Annotated in this window: 19 protein-coding genes; 5 read left to right on the forward strand and 14 right to left on the reverse strand. The window is 67.3% G+C overall.

Going from position 1 to position 19821, the window contains the following annotated elements; translation table 11 throughout:
* Positions 1 to 2: 2 nt before the first annotated feature.
* The 4 genes from ACQ5BL_RS06620 to ACQ5BL_RS06635 all read left to right on the forward strand — a co-directional run bounded on the left by ACQ5BL_RS06620 (position 3) and on the right by ACQ5BL_RS06635 (position 5287).
* A complete protein-coding gene (locus ACQ5BL_RS06620; RefSeq protein ID WP_243807707.1) occupies positions 3 to 674 on the forward strand; it encodes a sulfite oxidase-like oxidoreductase in 672 nt (223 codons plus the stop codon).
* A 367-nt stretch (positions 675 to 1041) separates the two neighbouring features.
* Positions 1042 to 3423 carry a TonB-dependent receptor plug domain-containing protein gene (locus ACQ5BL_RS06625; protein ID WP_243807705.1) on the forward strand — a complete coding sequence of 794 codons (2382 nt, stop codon included), beginning with the start codon at positions 1042 to 1044 and terminating at the stop codon, positions 3421 to 3423.
* 50 nt (positions 3424 to 3473) lie between these two features.
* Positions 3474 to 4835: an APC family permease gene (locus ACQ5BL_RS06630; RefSeq protein WP_243807703.1), complete on the forward strand. Its 1362-nt coding sequence runs from the start codon at positions 3474 to 3476 to the stop codon at positions 4833 to 4835.
* The gene (locus ACQ5BL_RS06635; protein WP_243807702.1) at positions 4835 to 5287 is read left to right on the forward strand and encodes a DUF3574 domain-containing protein; all 453 of its coding nucleotides are present in this window, start codon (positions 4835 to 4837) and stop codon (positions 5285 to 5287) included. The genes ACQ5BL_RS06630 and ACQ5BL_RS06635 overlap by 1 nt, the downstream gene beginning before the upstream one ends.
* On the opposite strand, the gene speE is transcribed toward ACQ5BL_RS06635, so the two are convergent.
* A complete protein-coding gene (gene speE / locus ACQ5BL_RS06640; protein ID WP_243807701.1) occupies positions 5272 to 6132 on the reverse strand; it encodes a polyamine aminopropyltransferase in 861 nt (286 codons plus the stop codon). The genes ACQ5BL_RS06635 and speE overlap by 16 nt on opposite strands.
* Positions 6132 to 6590, reverse strand: a complete 459-nt coding sequence (locus ACQ5BL_RS06645) for a DUF3574 domain-containing protein (protein WP_207886670.1) — start codon at positions 6588 to 6590, stop codon at positions 6132 to 6134. Before ACQ5BL_RS06645 ends, speE begins: the two co-directional genes overlap by 1 nt.
* A 436-nt stretch (positions 6591 to 7026) precedes the next feature.
* On the opposite strand from ACQ5BL_RS06645, the gene ACQ5BL_RS06650 reads away from it, so the two are divergent.
* Positions 7027 to 7533: a hypothetical protein gene (locus tag ACQ5BL_RS06650; RefSeq protein ID WP_207886671.1), complete on the forward strand. Its 507-nt coding sequence runs from the start codon at positions 7027 to 7029 to the stop codon at positions 7531 to 7533.
* A gap of 71 nt (positions 7534 to 7604) precedes the next feature.
* Here ACQ5BL_RS06650 and ACQ5BL_RS06655 read toward each other — a convergent pair whose 3' ends face one another.
* From ACQ5BL_RS06655 to glyA, 12 genes are all read right to left on the reverse strand, one after another.
* A complete protein-coding gene (locus ACQ5BL_RS06655) occupies positions 7605 to 8234 on the reverse strand; it encodes a helix-turn-helix domain-containing protein (protein ID WP_243807700.1) in 630 nt (209 codons plus the stop codon).
* A gap of 3 nt (positions 8235 to 8237) precedes the next feature.
* The gene (locus ACQ5BL_RS06660) at positions 8238 to 8399 is read right to left on the reverse strand and encodes a hypothetical protein (RefSeq protein ID WP_243807699.1); all 162 of its coding nucleotides are present in this window, start codon (positions 8397 to 8399) and stop codon (positions 8238 to 8240) included.
* Between the two features lie 114 nt (positions 8400 to 8513).
* The gene (locus tag ACQ5BL_RS06665) at positions 8514 to 9251 is read right to left on the reverse strand and encodes a UTRA domain-containing protein (RefSeq protein ID WP_243807698.1); all 738 of its coding nucleotides are present in this window, start codon (positions 9249 to 9251) and stop codon (positions 8514 to 8516) included.
* 8 nt (positions 9252 to 9259) lie between these two features.
* Positions 9260 to 9847, reverse strand: coding sequence for a nicotinamide riboside transporter PnuC (pnuC, locus tag ACQ5BL_RS06670; protein ID WP_243807697.1), 588 nt, complete (start codon positions 9845 to 9847; stop codon positions 9260 to 9262).
* 11 nt (positions 9848 to 9858) lie between these two features.
* Positions 9859 to 12030 carry a TonB-dependent siderophore receptor gene (locus tag ACQ5BL_RS06675; RefSeq protein WP_243807696.1) on the reverse strand — a complete coding sequence of 724 codons (2172 nt, stop codon included), beginning with the start codon at positions 12028 to 12030 and terminating at the stop codon, positions 9859 to 9861.
* A gap of 112 nt (positions 12031 to 12142) precedes the next feature.
* A complete protein-coding gene (locus ACQ5BL_RS06680) occupies positions 12143 to 13018 on the reverse strand; it encodes a sulfurtransferase (protein ID WP_243807694.1) in 876 nt (291 codons plus the stop codon).
* 1 nt (position 13019) lies between these two features.
* A complete protein-coding gene (locus tag ACQ5BL_RS06685) occupies positions 13020 to 14165 on the reverse strand; it encodes a phosphotransferase enzyme family protein (protein WP_243807693.1) in 1146 nt (381 codons plus the stop codon).
* The gene (locus ACQ5BL_RS06690; protein ID WP_243807692.1) at positions 14162 to 15082 is read right to left on the reverse strand and encodes an ABC transporter substrate-binding protein; all 921 of its coding nucleotides are present in this window, start codon (positions 15080 to 15082) and stop codon (positions 14162 to 14164) included. The genes ACQ5BL_RS06685 and ACQ5BL_RS06690 overlap by 4 nt, the downstream gene beginning before the upstream one ends.
* Before the next feature lie 289 nt (positions 15083 to 15371).
* Positions 15372 to 16352 carry a lipoyl synthase gene (lipA, locus tag ACQ5BL_RS06695; RefSeq protein ID WP_243807691.1) on the reverse strand — a complete coding sequence of 327 codons (981 nt, stop codon included), beginning with the start codon at positions 16350 to 16352 and terminating at the stop codon, positions 15372 to 15374.
* A gap of 38 nt (positions 16353 to 16390) precedes the next feature.
* Positions 16391 to 17512, reverse strand: coding sequence for a glycine cleavage system aminomethyltransferase GcvT (gcvT, locus tag ACQ5BL_RS06700; protein WP_243807690.1), 1122 nt, complete (start codon positions 17510 to 17512; stop codon positions 16391 to 16393).
* A gap of 50 nt (positions 17513 to 17562) precedes the next feature.
* On the reverse strand, positions 17563 to 18939 hold the full coding sequence (locus ACQ5BL_RS06705) for an L-serine ammonia-lyase (RefSeq protein ID WP_243807689.1): 1377 nt from the start codon (positions 18937 to 18939) through the stop codon (positions 17563 to 17565).
* A gap of 133 nt (positions 18940 to 19072) precedes the next feature.
* Positions 19073 to 19821: serine hydroxymethyltransferase (glyA, locus tag ACQ5BL_RS06710; RefSeq protein WP_430292868.1), on the reverse strand; the 749-nt coding region annotated here is incomplete at its 5' end.

Below are 19821 nucleotides of genomic sequence, written 5' to 3' on the forward strand. Positions count from 1 at the left end.
CGATGAGCACTAACGACAAGGCACGGCGCCTGAAGAAGGCGCGCTCGCCGGCCGGCGACCCGCGTCATGGCGCGCGTCTGCCGCCGGGGCAGGTGCTGACCGAGCGCTTCCCGATCCTCCATGAGGGCGAGGTGCCGCAATACGACCGTGCGACCTGGCGCCTGCGCCTCTCCGGCCTGCTGTCGTCGGCGCTGGAACTGAGCCTGGACGATCTGCTGGCGCTGCCGCAGCGCGAGCTGGTCTGCGATATCCATTGCGTCACGCGCTGGTCGAAGTTCGATACCGCGTGGCGCGGCGTGCACCTGTCCGACCTGCTCGAATACTACGGCGTCGAGCCGGCCGGGCAGTTCGTTATGGCGCACGCCGACCACGGCTACGAGACCAACCTGCCGCTGCAGGACTTGCTGCGCCCGGACAGCCTGCTCGCCACCCACTACGCCGGCGAACCGCTGACCCCGGTGCACGGTTGGCCGCTGCGGCTGGTGATCGCCGGGCGCTATTTCTGGAAGAGTGCGAAGTGGTTGTGTCAGCTGGAGTTCAGCGACATCGACAGGCCGGGATTCTGGGAACGCAATGGCTTCCACAACGAGGCCGACCCTTTCCGCGAGGAGCGTTTTTCCGGCAGGGCACTGGATATTCCCGAGGACGAATGGGAGCGCAAGGCCTTCGATTGAAGCGCGCCACTGTTGCTGGGTGAACACCTGGCACTGTTGCCCGAAGAGCACCGTAAGCGGTTATAACCAAAGCATTTTTTATTCATTTGAAAGCATTCTGCCACTGGCTAGGATGACGCCTTCCCCATCAGGTCAGGGATGACCGGCGATACCGAGAAGCCGCGCCTTTTCGCTCATCACGAAGAGAGACCGGCCGCGACACCTGGAGCGCTTTCCCGAGCACTGTTTTCTCCACCTGAGGGGGACAGTCGCTCGCGGTTTCCGGACTTCCGACACCAACCGCTCAAGTCAAAAAAATCCCAAGCGGAGTTCCGGACTCGCCGCCAACGGCGAGTGGCGCTCTTTAAGCGAGACAGGAGTATTTCGCGTGTTATCCCGTTCCCTTATTGCCGTTGCGGTGGCCTCTGTCATCGCCCAGTCCGCCGCGCACGCCGACGAAAGCTCGTCGACCCCGGAAGCCACCACCAAGCTCGAGACCGTTCTGGTCACCGGCGCCCGCGGCAACAACCGCACCCTGCTGGATTCCCCCGTGCCGGTGGACGTGCTCACCGCCGACGACCTCAAGTCCACCGGCGCGGTGGGCGGCGAGCTGGGCCAGGCCCTGGCGACGCTGTTGCCGTCCTTCAACTTCCCGCGCCAGTCCAACTCCGGCGGCGCCGACCACGTGCGTGCCGCGCAGCTGCGCGGCATGAGTCCGGACCAGGTGCTGGTACTGATCAATGGCAAGCGCCAGCACACCTCGGCGCTGGTCAACGACTCCTCGAAGATCGGCCGTGGCACCGCGCCGGTGGACTTCAACTCGATCCCCATCAGCGCCATCAAGCGCATCGAAGTGCTGCGTGACGGCGCCGGCGCGCAGTATGGCTCCGACGCCATCGCCGGGGTGATCAACATCATCCTCGACGATGCCCCGGAAGGTGGCGAAGTCTCCACCAGCTATGGCGCCTTCCATACCCATCAGGACGCCATCGACCGCACCACCACCGACGGCCAGAACTCCTACAGCAGCGCCAAGGCCGGTACCCGGCTGGGCGAGGATGGCTTCATCCGCGGTGGCGCCGAATACATCGACCGCAACCCCACCAACCGCGCCGGCTTCGACGGCTTCGCCGACACCCCGGGACAGCGCAACTACGTGATGGGCGATGGCGTGGCGCGGGACGTCAACGCCTGGTTCAACGGTGACCTGGCGCTGGGCGACGGCAAGGCCTACGCCTTCGGCCTGTACAACGAGCGCCACACCACCGGCGCGGAGTTCTACCGCTACCCGGACGAACACCCGGAGATCTACCCCAACGGTTACCTGCCGCAATCGCTGGGGGACAACCTGGATCTCTCCACCAGCCTCGGCTACAAGGGTCTGATCGCCGACACCTGGGACTATGACGCCAGCGTCACCCACGGTCGCAACCGCTTCGAAGCATCCACTCGGCGTACCCTCAACGCCTCCCTTGGCGAAGACACGCCGACAAAGTTCGACACCGGCGACTACGAGCTGCGCCAGAGCGTCGCCAACCTCGATCTCAGCCGCGAGCTGAGCCTGGCCGGGCGGCCGTTCGTGCTGGCGCTGGGCGGCGAGTACCGCTACGAGAACTACATCACCACCGCCGGCGACCCGGCCTCGTACTACGGTGTCGGCGCGGATGGCGCCGCCGGCCTGCGCCCGAGCGAGGAGGTGGACATCGACCGCAACGTCTTCGGCACCTACGTCGACCTGTCGGGCGACCTCACCGACAAGTTCTTCGTCGATGCCGCCGCCCGCTGGGAACGTTACGACGACGCCGGCAGCAAGCTCACCGGCAAGCTCAGCGGGCGCTACCAGCTGACCCCGGTGCTGGCCCTGCGTGGCGCGGCGTCCACCAACTTCCGTGCACCGTCGCTGGCCCAGGTTGGCTTCCAGAACACCACCAGCAACTTCGGCGACGGCGGCACGCTGACCGATATCCGTGTGCTTTCGGTGAACGACCCGATCGCCCGCGCGCTCGGTGCGGAAAATCTCGATCCGGAAACCTCGAAGAACTTCAGCCTGGGCCTGACCGCGCAGCTGAACGAGCGCTTCGACCTGTCCTTCGACGTGTTCCGCATCGACGTCGACGACCGCATCACCCTGTCCCAGCGCATCGGTGGCGACGCCATGGAGCAGTTCATCCAGGACAACTTCGGCGTGGCCGGCGTGCATGACGTGAACTTCTTCACCAACGCCGCCAACACCCGCACCGACGGTGCCGAGCTGGTGCTCAACTACCACCAGCCCTTCGTCGGCGGCCAGCTGGGCGTGACCACCGCGTACACCTACAACCACACCACGATACGCAGCACCAAGGGCACCCCGCAGCAGTTGACCGACCTGGGCATCGGCGAGGATGCGCTGGTGGGCGTGGAGGAGCGCAATACCCTCACCGACGCCGCGCCCAAGGACCGCTTCATCTTCACCACCACCTGGAGCGATGCCCGGTGGAGCCTGGTCGGTCGCCTGATCCGGCAGGGCGAGACCACCCGCGTGTTCGACTTCGGCGACGGCTACCACCCGGAGCAGACCTACGGCGCCGTGTGGCAGCTGGATACCGAGGTGGCCTACAAGTTCACCCCGCAGTTCAGCCTGGCGGTGGGTGGCAACAACATCACCGACAATTACCCGGAACGTTCCAGCTCGGAGATCAACTACGGCGGCAACCTGCCGTACGACGTGCTATCGCCGATCGGCACGAACGGTGCGTATTACTACGGCCGCGCCACCTATTCCTTCTGATCCGACGCAGGGGGCGCATTGCGGCCCCGCTGCATTTCCGGAGTCGATTCATGGCTGACAACGACGCAGGCCCGCGCCGGCACCTGGGCGCGATCCATGCGCTGCTGCTGACGCTGGGCATGGTGATCACCAGCGACATTCTGAAAACCGCGCCCACCGTGGCGCTCAACGTCGGCCAGGAGCATTTCTACCTGGTCTGGGTGCTGGGCGGCCTGCTGTCGATGGTCGGAGCGCTGTGCTACGTGGAGATGGCCTCGGCCTTCGCCCATCCCGGCGGCGACTACCACTTCCTCGAACGCGCCTACGGCCAGCGGGTGGGCTTCCTGTTCGCCTGGTCGCGCTTCGCCATCCTGCACACCGGCTGGATCGCGCTGATGGCCTTCCTGTTCGCCGACCACTTCAGCGCCTTGCTCGGCCTTGGCCGGCTCGGCAATGTGCTGCTGGCGGGTGGGCTGGTCGCCGCGCTGGTGGCGCTCAATCTCATCGGCTGGCGCGTGAGCCTCGGAACCCAGGCCGGCCTGGTGGCGCTGGTGGCGGCGGGCTTCCTCGGCATCGTCGGGGCTGGCCTGTGGCTGGAGTGGCGCGGCTTCGTGCCGTCCCCTGTGGTGCCGGTCGAGCCGGAGCAGGTGGGTGTCGCCGGCTTCTCTGCCGCGCTGATCTACGTCTTCCTCGCCTTCGGTGGCTGGAGCGATGCGGCGACGCTGTCGGCGGAGCTGCGCGACAACCGCCGGGGCATCTTCACCGCCATGCTCGGCGCGCTCGCCGCCTTGCTGCTGATCTATTTCGCGCTGAACTGGGCGTTCATTCGCGGCCTCGGCTTCGACGGCCTGGCCGCCAGCGGCGCGCCGGCGCTGGAGCTGCTCGGGCTGGCCTTTGGCGCGCCGGGCATTGGCCTGATCATGGCGGTGGTGGTGGTGTCCGCCGTCGCCAGCATCAACTCCACGCTGATCGTCGGCAGCCGCACGACTTACGCCGCGGCGCGGGATGTTCCGGCACTGCGCGCCCTCGGCCGCTGGGACGTGCGCCACGGCGTGCCGCGCGCCGCGCTGCTCGCCGAAGGTGGGGTGGCATTGCTGCTGATCGCGGTGGGCGGCTGGAGCGGCCATGGCTTCAACACCATGGTGGAGTACATGACGCCGGTGTACTGGCTGTTCCTCAGCCTGAGCAGCGTGGCGCTGATCGTCCTGCGCCGCCGCCATCCGGAAGTGCCCCGGCCGATCCGCGTGCCGCTCTATCCGTGGCTGCCGCTGGGCTTCTTGGCCGTGTGCCTGTACATGCTGTATTCCAGCGTCGCCTACGTCGGCTGGGGCGCCTTGCTGGGCCTGGCGGTGCTGATGCTCGGCGGGTTGCTGCAACTGATCCTGCGCCCGCGAGCGGCGCAATCCGAAGGCTGGCAGGGAGAGGGTGCCTGATGCGCGCGAAAACACTTTGGCGCAATGGCGCCTTGGCCGGGTTGCTGGCGGCGCTGGTCGCGCTGTGGCTGAACGAGGAGGCGGCCAGTGCCAGCGGTGAAGCCGGGAGCCGGCGCATGCTGCGCACCGAGCTGTACCTGGAGGCGGTGGAGCTGTCGCAGTGGGAGGACTTCCTCGCCCGCGAGGTGACGCCGCGCTTCCCCGATGGCCTCAGCTGGCTCGACCTGCACGGGCAGTGGCGCGGCCCCAGCGGCGGACCGGAGAAGCTGCCGTCGCGCATGCTGATCCTCATCCATGCCGACAATCCCTACACGCGCCAGGCGCTGGCGCAGATCGGTGCGGACTTCAAGCAACGCTTCGGCACGGCTGTGCTGCAGGTCAGCAGTCCGGTTCGCGCCCGCGACCCGGACTGGACGCCGCAGCGCCTGGATAACCCTCAGCTGTCGCGCTGAAGCCCGGCCTCGACCAGATCGAGCATGTAGCGCGGCAGGGCGAACGCCGCCTGGTGCACCTCGGGGGTGTAGTAACGGGTCACCAGGCCGCTGTTCGCGAAGCGCTGGCGCAGGGTTTCCAGCGTGGTGCGGCGGGCCTGCTCGCTGTTGGACGCCCAGCCGAAGGCCATGCTGCCGCCGATGTAGGTCGGCACCGCCGCCGTGAAGAAACCCCAGTCGGTGAAGGTATTCGCCAGCCGCCGCGCAGTGCCGCCCAGTTCCTCCGGCTGGAGGAAGGGCACGCCGTTCTGCGTGGCGAGAATGCCGCCGCTGCCCAGGCGCTGCTGGCAGTTGCGGTAGAAGGCATCGGTGAACAGGCTCGCCGCCGGGCCGCCCGGGTCGGTGGAATCGCAGAGGATCAGGTCGAAGGTTTCGCGGCTATTGGCGAGGTACTCCAGGCCGTCGGCGTAGACCAGCGTGAGACGAGGATCGCCCAGCGCGCCGGCCGAATGCTGCGGCAGCAGCTCGCGGCACAACTCGACGACCTGCGGGTCGATCTCCACTGCGACGATTTCCTCGATGCCGGCGTGGCGGACGATCTCCCGCAGGATGCCGCCGTCGCCCACGCCGATCACCAGCACGCGGCGCACCTCGCCATGGGCGAGGATCGGCACATGGGCGAGCATCTCGTGGTAGACGAACTCGTCGGCCTCGGTGGTCTGCAGCACGCCGTCCAGCGTCAGCACGCGGCCGAAGCGCCGGTTGCGGAACACCTGCACGTCCTGCTGGCCGGTGTTGCCCTGGTAGAGGGGTTCATCGACGGTCAGCGCTTGTGCGTAACCGTCGTGCAGCGTCTCGTGAAACATCAGAACGACACCTGCGCCGGTTGCGACAGCCGCAGCACGGAGAGGTCGCCGGTGATGCGCTTCCACGCCAGGCGAATGGCTTCGATGTCCTTGCCGCGTGCGGCAGTGTCTTCATGCAGGATCACGATCACCTTGGTGCTCAGCCGCTCCGGCGTCGTTGCGCCGTGATCGCGCCACTGACCATAGGCATCGTAGGCGGTGAAGCCGTCCGGGAAGCGCGGCGTCACTTCCTGATCGAGGAACTGCCGCCAGCGCTGCTCGCTGATCTTCTCCTTGCCGTCTTCCTGGCCCAGCGCGAAGTACAGCTCGGTGCGCAGCCATTGCGCCTGCGCCGGCCGGGTCGGATCACCCTGCAGGGTCGAACTGCTGGGATTGGTGGTATGGACGGAAGGGGCGGGCGGGGTGGCGCAGCCGAACAGCGCCAGGACCAGGCTGGCGGCGAGCAGATGGCGGAACATGGGACTTCCTTGCTGTGATGACAGTTGAACCAGGCCGCCACTATAGAAGGTCGTCCGTTATTTCATTAAATATTAAAAACGCATTCTCATATGTCTGATTTTGCATTCATGAAATGTGCATCGAAGCGCTCTAGGCCGTGTGTTGCAGCCAGCCCGGAAGTTTTTGCGAGCTGGTTAGATTCAATATTCACTACGGTTCTTTGCTAAGCACTGGATGAGATATCCATATCGTCGAAAAGATCGTTCATGAAGTGTTGGAGTTCGTTATCACGAATCAAATGACGTCATAACGAAAATCCCCGGCATCATCGAAACAGAATCGCGAGTGGATGCAGCGAAACCCACCGTTCCCTCGTCATCTTGTTCCGACGCCGCGCCTCCCTAGAATCGGCCCCATTCGCAGTCACTCAACTCTATCGATTCAGGGAGCTCCACCATGATGAACGCCATGCAGATGCCGATGAACACCAACGCCATGATGCCGATGATGGGCATGCCGATGATGATGGCGACCATGGAATGCGAGATGCTCGCTGACGGCATGATGTGCAAGATGAAGCCGGCCATGGGTATGGAAATGGCCATGTTCCGCAACAGCGCCGAGATGATGGCGATGATGATGAACTGCGGCATGCCGATGATGATGCACTGCGGCAACATGATGATGATGGGCATGTCCCAGTCCGCCATGGCCATGATGCCGATGATGGGCATGATGAACATGCCGATGATGATGGGCATGAACATGGGTATGCCGACCATGAAGTGCATGATGGAGTGCTCCATGCAGGGCGACATGCTGATGTGCAAGATGATGCCGATGCAGGGCATGAACATGGAGATGTTCAAGAACTGCTGCATGCTGATGAACAAGATGATGGAGTGCGGCATGCCGATGATGATGAGCTGCAACGGCATGCCGATGATGTGCTGCACCTGCTGATAGCGGCGCGCTGAACTGAAAAAGGCCCGGTGGGGAAACCCTCCGGGCCTTTTGCTTTCCTGCGGTTGGCGTCAGTCCAGCGGTTCGGCGTAGGTGGTGACGAGGTAGGCGACGGCGTCGCTGTCGGCGGGGTTGCGGTAGCTGTGCGGCTGGTCGGCGAAGAACAGGATGGAGTCGCCGGTGCCAAGGAGGAAACGCTCCTCGTTGACGCTGATCTCCAGCACGCCCTGGGCGACCACCAGGTTTTCCTGGGTGCCCGGCGCGTGGCCGGTGGATTGCTCGATGGCCAGGCCCTGCAGGCGCAATTCGTAGAATTCCACCTGGCGCGAAACATCGAAGGGGAACAGCGCGCGGCTGACGAAGGCGCCGTCGCCGCTGACCAGGCGTTTGCTTTCGCGTGCCGGCAGCACGGCCACGCCTTCGAAGGCGCGGTCGTCGAGGAAGGCGGCGACCGAGACTTTCAGGCCCTGGGCGATCTTGCACAGCACCTTGATCGACGGAACGCTGCGGCCGGATTCGATCTGCGCGAGCATGGTCCGGCTCACACCGGAAAGACGGGCGAGGCCATCGAGGGAAAGGTTGCGCTTGGCGCGCAGGCGCAGCAGGTTGCTGGCGACCCGTTCGCCGATGGGGTCTTCGGGGGTGCCGGGGGTAGCGTCGAACGCCACGGCGGGCAGCTCGGTGGCGAGCGGCAGGCCCATGGCTCAGGCCTCGCGGCGGCCGCTGTCGCGGCTCTGCTGGATGATCTGGAAGGCGTCGTAGCCGGCGCGCTGGGCATACAGCATCCACATCAGCTCGGCCTGGCGGCGGGCCTGACGGCGCGTGCGGTGGCGGGCGAGGTCGATGATGTTGTCGGTGCGGTCCATGGCGGCTCCAGAAGGCTTGCAGACAAGCCGGTTGCGGTGAAGTTGGAGCTACCTTAGCCGCGATCCTGTTAGAACCAGAAATACTTAATTAGCATTTGGTAATTACTTATTCAGCTATAACGGCCGTGACGGAAAGTCCGCCTGCACGGCCACGGACACCGCGTCCGGCCGCCAGAATTCCTGGTCGAATTCCACCAGTAATCCATCCTCGGCGTAGTTGAGCCGTTCCAGCACGAGGTTGCTCGCGCCGGAGGCGAGTTGCAGCAGCTCGGCGTGGTCGTCGTTCACCGTGCCCAGGCGCAGGTTCAGCGTGCAGCGCGTCTGCACCTTGCCGAAGCGTTCGCGCAGCACGCTGGTCAGCGAGCGATCCAGGCGCGCATCGAGCAGGTCCGGGCACCAGCTGGCGAGCAGGGTGTTGATTTCCACCAGCACCGGGCGGCCGTCGATCAGGCGCCGGCGGTGCAGACGGAAGACCGGCTCGTCCGGCGACGGCAGGTTCATCCGCGCCGCGAGCCAGGCACCGGCCCGGCGGCGCTCGGCGCTCAGGCATTCGGTGAGCGGCTCGCGGCCCTGCAGGCGCACGTAGTCCATGAAGCTGACCAGCCGCGTCGGGTCATAGTCGATACGCGGCGGGCTGAGGTACCAGCCGCGGCGGTTCTCGCGGTAGATCAGCCCCTCGGTTTCCAGCTGTTGCAAGGCCTGGCGCAGGGTGACGCGGGTGCAGTCGAAGCGCTCGGCAAGGTCGCGCTCGGGCGGCAGCTTCTGCCCGGCGAGGAAGCGCTTCTGGGCGATGTCCGCGGCCAGTTGGTCGCGGATGCGCGCGTAGTGCGGCGGGATGGCCTGGTAGAGCATGGCGACCCTCAGGAATGGCCGGCGGCGAGCGCCGGCGGTTCGTCGTGCAGTTCGCGCTGCCAGGCCAGCAGGCCGTAGATCGCCAGTACCACGAAGCCGGCGTAGAGCCCGGCGGTGAGGTACAGCGCCTTGTAGAGGAACACCCCGGTGTAGACGACGTCGAGGATGATCCACAGCCACCAGCTGGCGACGTACTTGCGCGCGGCCCAGAAGCTGGCCACCAGGCTGAAGGCGGTCAGCGCCGCGTCCAGCCAGGGCAGGGCGGCGTCGGTATGGGTGTGCATCGCCCAGCCCAGGGCGAGGGCGCCGACGGCGCCGGCCAGGCAGCTGGAGAGGGCGGTGGCCAGCGGCAGGCGTTCGACGCGCACCTTGCCGTGGTCGCTGCCGCCCTGGCTCCATTGCCACCAGCCGTAGAACTGCAGCACGACGAAGACCAGTTGCAGGAGCATGTCGGAATACAGCTTCACGCTGAAGAAGATCCAGGCGTAGAGCAGCACCGCCACCACGTTCACCGGCCAGCACCAGCGGATGCGCCGGGCGGTGAGCCAGACGCCGAGTACGTTGACGATCACCGCGACGATTTCCAGAGCAGACATTCGCACTTACCTCAGAAGTTGACGCTCGCCGTCAGGCGAGCCGTGCGCGGCGCACCCTGGAACAGGTAGCCGTCGCCGAAATATTCACCGACATCGCGCCAGTAGCGCTTGTCGAACAGGTTGTCGACGCTCAGCCGCAGCGTGGTCGGGTAGTCCCCGAGCCGCGTGCTGAAGCGCGCGCCGGCGTCATACACGGTGTAGCCGCCGACCTCCACCGCGCCGTCGCGGTCGGCGTACTTGGCCCCGCTGTAGCGCACCGTGCCGAGCAGCGAGAGCCCCGGCACGTCGGCCAGTGCGTAGTCGGCCTGCAGGCTCGCGCGCAGGCGCGGAACGTTGATCGCCTGGTGGCCCTCGTAGTCGTCCGTGCCGCTGTTGACGACGCGCGAGCGGATGGCCGCGACGCTGCCGCTCAGTTGCAGCGCGGAGGTTACCCGGCCACTGGCGGACAACTCCAGCCCGCTGTTCTTCTGCTGGCCCTGCTGCACGTAGGTGAAGGTGCCGTCGCCATTGGGGCGGGCGAACTGGTAGGCCTGGTGGATCTGGAACAGCGCCGCGCTCCAGTCGAAGCCGGCCAGCTCCTGCTTGATGCCGAACTCGACCTGGCGCGAGGAGGTGGGCGCCAGGGTATTGCCGGCGTTGCTGGCGAACCAGGGCGCCTCGCCGCCCAGGGACAGGCCCTTGCTGTAGCTGCCGTAGATCGAGATGTCCTCGCGCGGCTTGAAGATCAGCGCGCCGTTGGGCAGGAACTCCGAGCGGCGGGTATGGCGGGTGGTGTCGCCATCGCTGTCGAAGGTGCGTTCGTCCAGGCGCACCTGGCGGCCGCCGAGCACCAGCTGCCATTGCTCGTTCAGGCTGATGCGGTCGCTGGCGAACAGGCCGTACTGGCGGCTGTCGAGGTGGCGATAGCTGTGGCCGGGCTCGCCCTCGGCGGGCGCCACGGCGCCGATGCCGGTGTAGATGTTGCCGGTGCCGACCCACTCGTTGAGCTCCGGGCGGCTGTCCAGCACGCGGCGGAACGCCGAGGTGCCGACCGTCAGCTCGTGGCGCAGCCAGCCGGTGGCGAACTGGCCGTGCAGCGCGGCTTCCAGTTCGTCGTTGCGGCGGGTGTCATCGGGGCTGCGGAAGTCGTAGAGGTCGTAGTCGCCCTCGGGACTGAAGTAGTTCGGCACGGCCGAATCGGCACATCTGGCGGCGCCATAGCAGCCCCAGGGGAAGGCGCTGTAGTCGTCGATCACCACCTTGCTGCGCGAGGCGCTGAGGGTGCCGGTCCAGGCATCGTCGAAGCGGTACTCGAAGCGCGTGTTGAGGTTCAGCGATTCGATGCGCACCGGGTCGGCCCAGCTCTGGTAGCCGAGGCGGTCGTGCGGGTCGATGCCGTGGGGCAGTTCGCTGCCGCCGAGCAGCTGGTAGCCCGGCGCCGAGGGCTGGCGGCGGTTCTGGTATTCGGCGTCGAACTGCCAGAGCGCATTGGGCGAGAGGTTCCAGTCCAGGGCCAGGGAAGCGAAATCGCGCTTGCCGTCAGTGTGGTCGATGTAGGAGCGCAGGTCCTCGTGGGCGAGGTTCACCCGCACGCCCACGGTCTGCTCGCCGTCCAGCCAGGCGCCGACGTCGGTGGCCAGGTAGCGGCCGCCCTCGTCGTCGGTGCCGAGGGCCACCGAGCGCACGTCCTGGGGGCGTTTGGTGACGTAGTTGATCACCCCGCCGGGTTCGGACACGCCGCTCTGCAGGCCGGACAGCCCCTTGAGCACCTCGACCTGTTCCTTGTTCTCCAGCGCCACGTTCTGCTCGCCGGTGATGGTGCGGCCGTTGATCTTGTAGCTGCTGGCGGCGTTGAGCGAATAACCGCGGATCTCGAAGTTCTCGTAGTAGCCCACCGGCGCATAGGCCTCGCCGGTGGAGGCGTCGTTCTTCAGTACGTCGCTGAGCAGGCGCGCCTGCTGGTCCTTGAGCAGCGCCTGGTTGAACACCGCGATGGAGGCCGGCGTGTCCAGCAGCGGCGCCTCGCCGAAGCCGCCGACCGAGGCGCGGTCGCTGGCGTAGCTTTCGGTGTCGTGGCCGATCACCGTGACGGTGTCCAGGGTGGTGGCTTCCTCGGCCCGGCCGGGGCCGCTGGCCAGCAGCACGGCCAGGGTCAGCAGGCTGAGGGGAAATCGCGTGCGCGCGGGGCGCGTCAGGTACTGCATGGAACGCTCCTGAAAATCGCCAGGGCGTGCGCCGGGAATGCACGGGGCCGAGCCCCTCCCGCGCGAAACGGATGGCCTTGGATGTGAGACGTGATGGCCCGTGGACGGGCTGTCAGGCCGGAGCTGCTCCGGTGGTCAATGGCAGGGAGGGCTCTGCGGCCCACTCCTGCAGCGAGCCGTCGTAGAGGGCGACCCGCGTTTCCCCGGCCAGCGTCAGCGCCAGGGCGAGGGCGGCGGCGGAGATACCGCCGCCGCAGTACAGCAGCAGCGGCGGTTCGGCCTGGCGCAGACCGGCGAGGGCCTCGTCCAGCGTCGCGCCGCGCCGGTAGCGGCCGTCGTCGTCGAACAGGCTGCGCGCCGGCAGGTTGCGGCTGCCGGGGATGTGCCCACGGCGGGCGTAGCGGGTCACGGCGCTGCCGTCGAACAGGGCGGCGGAGAGGGCGCAGACCAGCGTGCCGTCGGCTTCTCCTGCGACGACTCGTTCAACGTCGTGACGGTCGATCCAGAAGCTCTCGCGGTACTTCGCCGGGGTCGATAATTGCCCGCGTCGCGCGGCGGCCGACTCACCTGTTTCCAGAGGAAAACCAGCAGCGATCCAGCCGCGCAAACCGCCGTCCAGCACCGCCGCGTCGATCCCCAGGCTGCGCAGCATCCACCACAGGCGCGCGGCCCAGAAGCCGTCGCTGCGGTCGTAGATCACGATCAGCGAATCGTCCTGGATGCCGAGCTTCTGCAAGGCGTCCAGCGCCGCTTGCGCCTCTGGCAAAGCGAAGCTGAAGGGCACATCGGCAGCGGCCAGATCGTTCAGCAGATCGGCATGCCGCGCGCCGCGAATATGCCCGGCGAGCCAGCCGGCATGGCCGCTCTCGACGCGGTAGTCGCCGTCGAATTCCGGTGCCGCGAGTTCGACGCTGGCGTCCAGAAGGCACAGGCGCGGATCGTCCAGTGCGGTGCTGAGCCAGTCGGCGCTGACCAGAGGTTCGCTCATCTCAGTTCACCTTCGCGGCCAGTTGACGCACATGGTTCAGCAGCCGCTGGCCTTCGCTGTCGAGGAACCAGCGGGTGTGGCCGATCAGGTAGTTGTCGTAGGCCAGCGAAGCGCTCTCGGCCGAGCCGAGAATGCCGTGGAAGTAGATGACTTCGGACAGCGCGAAATCAGCATGCACCAGCGGCAGCAGCGCGGCCAGCGCCAGCAGGTCGTCGCGGCTCAGCGGGCGCACGCTGGCGTAGCCATTGAGCAGCGCGTCGAGGGCATCGAGGTCGGCCACGGCGGCGCGGCCCAGGTCCAGCTCAAGCCAGGGCACCAGGTTGCGTTCGATGGCGGTGGCCAGGTCGAACAGCGCGAAGCTGCGGTCGCTCAGGCCGAAGTCCAGCACCGAGACCACCTGCGCCTGCGCGCCGTCCTCGCTCCACAGCAGGTTGGAGGCGTGCCAGTCGTTGTGGGTCCATAGCGCCGGCTGGCGCTGCAGGTAGGGCAGCAGCTCGCGTTGCAGCGGCAGGTGCAGCTCGCCCAGGGTTTCCTTCCACGGCCGCGCCTGCAGGTAGTCGGCGAGGGCGGGCGCCTGGGGGAAGGTTGCTTCAATGGCGGCGAGCGGGTCGGCCGCGCCGAACAGGTGCAGGTTGCTGAGCAGCACACCCGCGCTGCGCGAGGGGGCATCGAAACCTTCGGCGGCACGGTGCAGTTTCGCCAGCGCGGCGCCGGCGGCAAAGGCATGGGCGTTGTGCTGGAAGGGCGTCCAGGACAGCGCGTCGCGGTACAGGTCCAGGCCTTCGGCCTTCTCATGAACCTCATAGGTCCAGCCGTCCCGCTCGATGGCGCTGCGGCCATGGCGGTCGCGCAGCACACGGGCGACCGGCGCGCCACGGCGGGCCAGGTGATCGAGGAAGGCGTGTTCTTCCGCCAGCCAGTCAGCGGTGCGCACGCTGGGGTGGTGACGCTTGACGAACAGCGGGCCGTTGTCGGTCTCCACCAGCGCGGCGGCGGAGAAGGGGCGTGGGCTGTGCCAGCTCAGATGGACCTCGCTGCCAACCTGGGAGAAGTCCGCCAGCAGGGCGGCGACTTCCGCTTCGGTCAGTGCCGGCCAGTCGGCCTCTACCGGCTCCAGGCCCATGCCGTGGCTCAGGCGTTTGGTCATGCTGGGTTCTCCACTTGCCAGGCATTGCTGGTGGCGCCGCGCCAGACCTCCGGGTCGCGCAGCACACCATAGTCGTGCAGCCACTGGGCATAGGGCTGCAGCAGTTCTTCGCGCTGTTCGCCCCAGCGGCCCTGATGCAGCCAGCTGGGCGCGATGCGCCGCAGGGATTCTGCCAGCATCTCGCGGGGAAAGTAGGGAATGGTGCGTTCGTAGGCCGGCAATGCGGCTTCCGGTTCGGCCGCTGCGGCGAGGAATCCGCGCGCGGTGACGGCGAGGAAGCGCCGCGCGACCTCCGCATTGGCATCGAGCCAGTCCTCACGGGCGCCCAGCAGGTAGCTGTGGTAGGGCGGTGCGCCGATCTCGTCCACCGGCAGTACCACGCGGCGCTCATCGGCGATAGGGCTGGGCAGCAGCGCTTCCCAGGCCCAGTAGCCGCCGAAGCTGGCGTCGGCGAGGCCGGCGGCCAGGTCTTCCGGACGCAGCTCGCGGAAGCCGGCATCCACCAGCTCTACCGCATCCGGATCGCCGCCATCGCGGGACACCAGGTGGCGCACCATGGCCAGGCCGCGCGGCGTGGGATTGAGCGCCAGGCGCTTGCCCTGCAGGTCGCGGGGGCGGCGGATGCCGCTGTCGGTGAGAGTCTGGATCGACTCCAGGCCGCGATGGTTGATCGCCGCCACGCCGATCAGCGGCTGGCCCAGCTCGCGGCGCACCAGCAGGCGATTGCTGGGGAACACGCCGAACGCGGTGGCGCCGCGCGCCAGGTGGTCGAGGGTGTCGCCATGGTAGGGGTCGTGCACCACCAGTTCCACGTCCAGCCCCGCCTCGCGGTACCAGCCGCGTTCACGGGCGAGGTAGAAACCGGCCGAATTCGGCCAGGGGTGGAAGTATTCGAGCATGACCCGCAAGGCAAACATGGAACCTCTCTCCGAAACGGCCATCGGCCGGCGACTGCGATGGGACGTATTGAAGGGGAGAGTAATTGGTATATACCAATATGAATTTAACTAGTTTTTATAATTGTAAGGAATAAGAGCGCCTTGGCCGAGCCGTGCAATGCCGGCGGCATGAAGGTCGCACTTTCAGCGAGCCGTCGACCGGCGCGCGTGGCGATGGCCGACCCAGGCTCGCTTCGTCCAGAGCGAGCCCGGGGCCACGATGTTTTTCCCGAATCCGATCAGTACAGGTGTGCTCCCCGACGGAGCACTAGCGCATGCTGCTGCCGTGTACCTGTTGATCCGCGTGGTACGAGGAGCGCACCAGCGGACCGGAAGCGACGTTCCTGAAGCCCATCTTCGCGCCTTCCTCGGCGAACCAGGCGAAGGTATCCGGGTGGACGAAGCGCTGCACCGGCAGGTGGTTGCGCGAGGGCTGCAAGTACTGGCCGAGGGTCAGCATGTCGATGTCGTGCTCGCGCATGCGCCGCATGACTTCGATGACTTCCTCGTCGGTCTCGCCCAGGCCGAGCATCAGGCCGGATTTGGTCGGCACATGCGGGACCCTTTGCTTGAACTTCTGCAGCAGGTCCAGCGACCACTCGAAGTCCGAGCCCGGACGGGAGGACTTGTACAGGCGCGGCACGGTTTCCAGGTTGTGGTTGAACACGTCCGGCGGCTCCTGGGCGGTGATGTCCAGGGCGATGTCCATGCGTCCGCGGTAGTCCGGGACCAGGGTTTCCAGCTGGATGCCGGGGGACAGCTGGCGGATTTCCCGCAGGCAGTCGGCGAAGTGCTGGGCGCCGCCGTCGCGCAGGTCGTCGCGGTCCACCGAGGTGATCACCACGTATTTCAGGCGCAGGTCGGCGATGGCGATGGCGAGGTTCTTCGGCTCATCGACGTCCAGCGGCTTCGGCCGGCCATGGCCGACGTCGCAGAACGGGCAGCGACGGGTGCAGATGTCGCCCATGATCATGAAGGTGGCGGTGCCGCCGGAGAAGCATTCGCCCAGGTTCGGGCAGGAGGCTTCCTCGCAGACGCTGTGCAGCTTGTGCTTGCGCAGCAGTTGCTTGATGCGGTCGACCTCGGGGGAAACCGGGATGCGCACGCGAATCCAGTCGGGCTTCTGCGGCAGTTCCTCGGTGGGGATGATCTTCACCGGAATGCGCGCGACCTTTTCCGCGCCGCGCAGCTTCACGCCGACTTCCACCTTCTGCGGTTGTGCTGATGTGCTCATGGGGCTTCCTGGCATGGCGCGTTCCGGGGCGGGCCCCGGAACGCGGGTGGGGATCAACCGCGGTAGTAGCGCTGCGGCACGAACGGGGTGCGCGCTACCCGCATCGGCACGCGCTTGCCACGCACCACCGCCCAGACCTCGGTGTCCACGGCGCTGTATTCGCTGGGCAGGTAGCCCAGGGCGACCGGCGCGCCCAGGCTGGGGCCGAAGCCGCCGCTGCACACCTGGCCGATCACCTGGCCGTTGGCATCCACCAGTTCCGCGCCTTCGCGTACCGGCATGCGCTCCTGGGCCAGCAGGCCGACGCGCTTGCGCGCCACGCCCTCGGCCTGTTGCGCCAGCACCCGCTCGGCGCCGGGGAAGCCGCCGGCACGGGCGCCACCGCCGCGGCGGTCCTTGGAGATCGCCCAGGCCAGCGAGGCCTCGATGGGCGTGGTCTGGGTGTTCATGTCGTGGCCGTAGAGGCACAGGCCGGCCTCCAGGCGCAGCGAATCGCGTGCGCCCAGGCCGATCGGCTGGACTTCCGGCTCGGCCAGCAGGGCGCGGGCCAGGGCCTCGGCCTTCTCGACGGGCACCGAAATCTCGAAGCCGTCCTCGCCGGTGTAGCCCGAGCGGCTGACGTAGCACTCCACTCCCAGCAGCGTCACGTGGGCGAACTGCATGAAGGTCATCTGCGCCACCTGCGGGGCGAGACGCGCCAGCACGGTGACCGCCGCCGGGCCTTGCAGGGCGAGCAGGGCGCGTTCCTCGAACAGCGGCTGGATTTCGCAGCGCTCGCCCAGGTGCTTGCGCAGGTGTGCCAGGTCCTGCTGCTTGCAGGCGGCGTTGACCACCAGGAACAGGTGGTCGCCGGCGTTGGCGACCATCAGGTCGTCGAGGATGCCGCCTTCGGCATCGATGAACAGCGCGTAGCGTTGCAGGCCCACGGGCAGGCCGAGGATATCAACCGGCACCAGGCTCTCCAGGGCGAGGGCGGCGCCTTCGCCACGGAGGATGATCTGGCCCATGTGCGAGACGTCGAACAGGCCGGCCTGCTCACGGGTATGCAGGTGCTCCTTGAGCACGCCCAGGGGGTATTGCACCGGCATGTCGTAGCCGGCGAAGGGCACCATGCGGGCGCCCAGTTCGAGGTGCAGGGCGTGCAGCGGGGTCTGTGCGAGGGTTTCAGTGGTCATGCCGTGCTCCTGTGAATGTCGGGTAGGGGCTATCAGGGCGCGGGGCCGGGTCAGCATTCGATGATGTTGACTGCCAGGCCGCCGCGCGCGGTTTCCTTGTATTTGCTCTTCATGTCGGCGCCGGTCTGGCGCATGGTGCGGATCACCTTGTCGAGCGAGATGAAATGCTGGCCGTCGCCGCGCAGGGCCATGCGCGCGGCGTTGATGGCCTTCACCGCGCCCATGGCGTTGCGTTCGATGCACGGCACCTGGACCAGCCCGCCGACCGGGTCGCAGGTCAGGCCGAGGTTGTGCTCCATGCCGATCTCGGCGGCGTTCTCCACCTGCTGCGGGGTGCCGCCCAGCACTTCGCAGAGCGCGCCGGCGGCCATCGAGCAGGCCACGCCGACCTCGCCCTGGCAGCCGACCTCGGCGCCGGAGATCGAGGCGTTTTCCTTGTAGAGGATGCCGATGGCGGCGGCGCAGAGCAGGAAGCGCTCCACGCCGTCGTCGCTGGCGCCGGGCACGAAGCGGCTGTAGTAGTGCAGCACCGCCGGGACGATGCCGGCCGCGCCATTGGTGGGCGCGGTGACCACGCGCCCGCCGGTGGCGTTTTCCTCGTTCACCGCCAGGGCGTAGAGGTTGACCCAGTCGAGCACGCTGAGGGCGTCGCGCAGGTTGGCCTCGGGGCGTTCGCTGAGCTGGCGGTACAGCGCGGCGGCGCGCCGGCGCACCTTGAGCCCGCCGGGCATGATGCCTTCCTTGCGGCAGCCGGTGCGCACGCAGTCCTGCATCACCTGCCAGATGCGCGCAAGGCCCGCGCTGGTTTCCCCGGCGCTGCGCCAGGCCAGCTCGTTCTCGCGCATCAGGTCGCTGATCGACAGGCCGTGGCTGATGCACTGGTCGAGCAGCTCGCCGGCGGTGCGGAAGGGGAAGCGCAGCGGCGTGCTGTCCGCGACGATGCGGTCGTGGCCGGCGGCGGCCTCGTCGACCACGAAGCCACCGCCCACCGAGTAGTACTCGCGGCTGCGCACCTGCAGGCCGGCCGGGTCGAAGGCGCGGAAGATCATGCCGTTGGGGTGATAGGGCAGGGGCCGGCGGATCATCGCCAGGTGTTCCTTTTCGACGAAGCCGATCTGGCGTTCGCCGCCCAAGCGCAACTGGCCGCTGCGGCGGATCTGCTCCAGGCGCGGCTCGACGCTTTCGGTGTCGACGCTGTCGGGCTGCTCGCCCTCCAGGCCGAGCAGCACCGCCTTGTCGCTGCCGTGGCCCTTGCCGGTGGCACCCAGCGAGCCGTACAGCTCGACGCGCAGGCTGTGGGTGGCGTCCAGCAGGCCGTCGCGGCGCAGGCCCTCGACGAAGCGCGCGGCGGCACGCATCGGCCCCACCGTGTGCGAGCTGGAGGGGCCGATACCGATCTTGAACAGGTCGAAGACGCTGAGTGACATGGGGAGGCTCCAGAAGTCTCGGATCGCGGCGTTCTACCTGTAGGAGCGGGCCATGCCCGCGAGCGCCCGGCAACGGCGGGCAAATGCATCGCGGGCATGGCCCGCTCCTACGAAGAGAAGGTGCGCGGGAATCTCAGCGGTAGACCGGATAGTCCGCGCACAGTCCGGCGACCTGCAGGGCCACCTTGGCTTCCACGTCGGCGTCGCCCAGGTGGTCCAGTACGTCGCTGATCCAGCCGGCCAGCTCGCGGCATTGCTCTTCCTTCAGCCCGCGAGTGGTGACCGCCGGGGTGCCGATGCGGATGCCGGAAGTGACGAACGGGCTTTGCGGGTCGTTCGGCACGGCGTTCTTGTTCACGGTGATGCCGACGCGGCCGAGGGCGGCGTCCGCTTCCTTGCCGGTCAGGCCCTGTTTCACCAGGCTGATCAGCATCAGGTGGTTGTCGGTGCCGCCGGAGACCACGTCGTAGCCACGGTCAATGAACACCGAGGCCATGGCCTTGGCGTTCTTGATCACCTGGGCCTGGTAGTCCTTGAAGCCGGGCTCCAGCGCCTCCTTGAAGCACACCGCCTTGGCGGCGATCACGTGCATCAGCGGGCCGCCCTGGGCGCCGGGGAAGACGGCGGAGTTGAGCTTCTTCTCGATCTCTTCGTTGGACTTGGCCAGGATCAGGCCGCCACGCGGACCGCGCAGGGTCTTGTGGGTGGTGGTGGTGACCACGTCGGCGTAGGGCAGCGGGTTCGGGTACAGGCCTGCGGCGACCAGGCCGGCAACGTGGGCCATGTCGACGAACAGCAGCGCCCCGACCTTGTCGGCGATGGCGCGGAAGCGCGGGAAGTCGAGGGTCTTGGAGTAGGCGGAGAAGCCGGCGACGATCATCT

The sequence above is a fragment of the Pseudomonas sp. B1-22 genome, from assembly GCF_050474425.1.
In the GTDB taxonomy this organism is placed as follows: domain Bacteria; phylum Pseudomonadota; class Gammaproteobacteria; order Pseudomonadales; family Pseudomonadaceae; genus Pseudomonas.

Bases quoted from the DNA above. Each gene is read 5' to 3' on its own strand.
- ACQ5BL_RS06620 (WP_243807707.1), top strand. From the start codon at position 3: ATGAGCACTAACGACAAGGCACGGCGCCTGAAGAAGGCGCGCTCGCCG.
- ACQ5BL_RS06630 (WP_243807703.1), top strand. From the start codon at position 3,474: ATGGCTGACAACGACGCAGGCCCGCGCCGGCACCTGGGCGCGATCCAT.
- ACQ5BL_RS06635 (WP_243807702.1), top strand. From the start codon at position 4,835: ATGCGCGCGAAAACACTTTGGCGCAATGGCGCCTTGGCCGGGTTGCTG.
- speE (WP_243807701.1), bottom strand. From the start codon at position 6,132: ATGTTTCACGAGACGCTGCACGACGGTTACGCACAAGCGCTGACCGTC.
- ACQ5BL_RS06645 (WP_207886670.1), bottom strand. From the start codon at position 6,590: ATGTTCCGCCATCTGCTCGCCGCCAGCCTGGTCCTGGCGCTGTTCGGC.
- ACQ5BL_RS06650 (WP_207886671.1), top strand. From the start codon at position 7,027: ATGATGAACGCCATGCAGATGCCGATGAACACCAACGCCATGATGCCG.
- ACQ5BL_RS06655 (WP_243807700.1), bottom strand. From the start codon at position 8,234: ATGGGCCTGCCGCTCGCCACCGAGCTGCCCGCCGTGGCGTTCGACGCT.
- ACQ5BL_RS06660 (WP_243807699.1), bottom strand. From the start codon at position 8,399: ATGGACCGCACCGACAACATCATCGACCTCGCCCGCCACCGCACGCGC.
- ACQ5BL_RS06665 (WP_243807698.1), bottom strand. From the start codon at position 9,251: ATGCTCTACCAGGCCATCCCGCCGCACTACGCGCGCATCCGCGACCAA.
- pnuC (WP_243807697.1), bottom strand. From the start codon at position 9,847: ATGTCTGCTCTGGAAATCGTCGCGGTGATCGTCAACGTACTCGGCGTC.
- ACQ5BL_RS06675 (WP_243807696.1), bottom strand. From the start codon at position 12,030: ATGCAGTACCTGACGCGCCCCGCGCGCACGCGATTTCCCCTCAGCCTG.
- ACQ5BL_RS06680 (WP_243807694.1), bottom strand. From the start codon at position 13,018: ATGAGCGAACCTCTGGTCAGCGCCGACTGGCTCAGCACCGCACTGGAC.
- ACQ5BL_RS06685 (WP_243807693.1), bottom strand. From the start codon at position 14,165: ATGACCAAACGCCTGAGCCACGGCATGGGCCTGGAGCCGGTAGAGGCC.
- ACQ5BL_RS06690 (WP_243807692.1), bottom strand. From the start codon at position 15,082: ATGTTTGCCTTGCGGGTCATGCTCGAATACTTCCACCCCTGGCCGAAT.
- lipA (WP_243807691.1), bottom strand. From the start codon at position 16,352: ATGCCAGGAAGCCCCATGAGCACATCAGCACAACCGCAGAAGGTGGAA.
- gcvT (WP_243807690.1), bottom strand. From the start codon at position 17,512: ATGACCACTGAAACCCTCGCACAGACCCCGCTGCACGCCCTGCACCTC.
- ACQ5BL_RS06705 (WP_243807689.1), bottom strand. From the start codon at position 18,939: ATGTCACTCAGCGTCTTCGACCTGTTCAAGATCGGTATCGGCCCCTCC.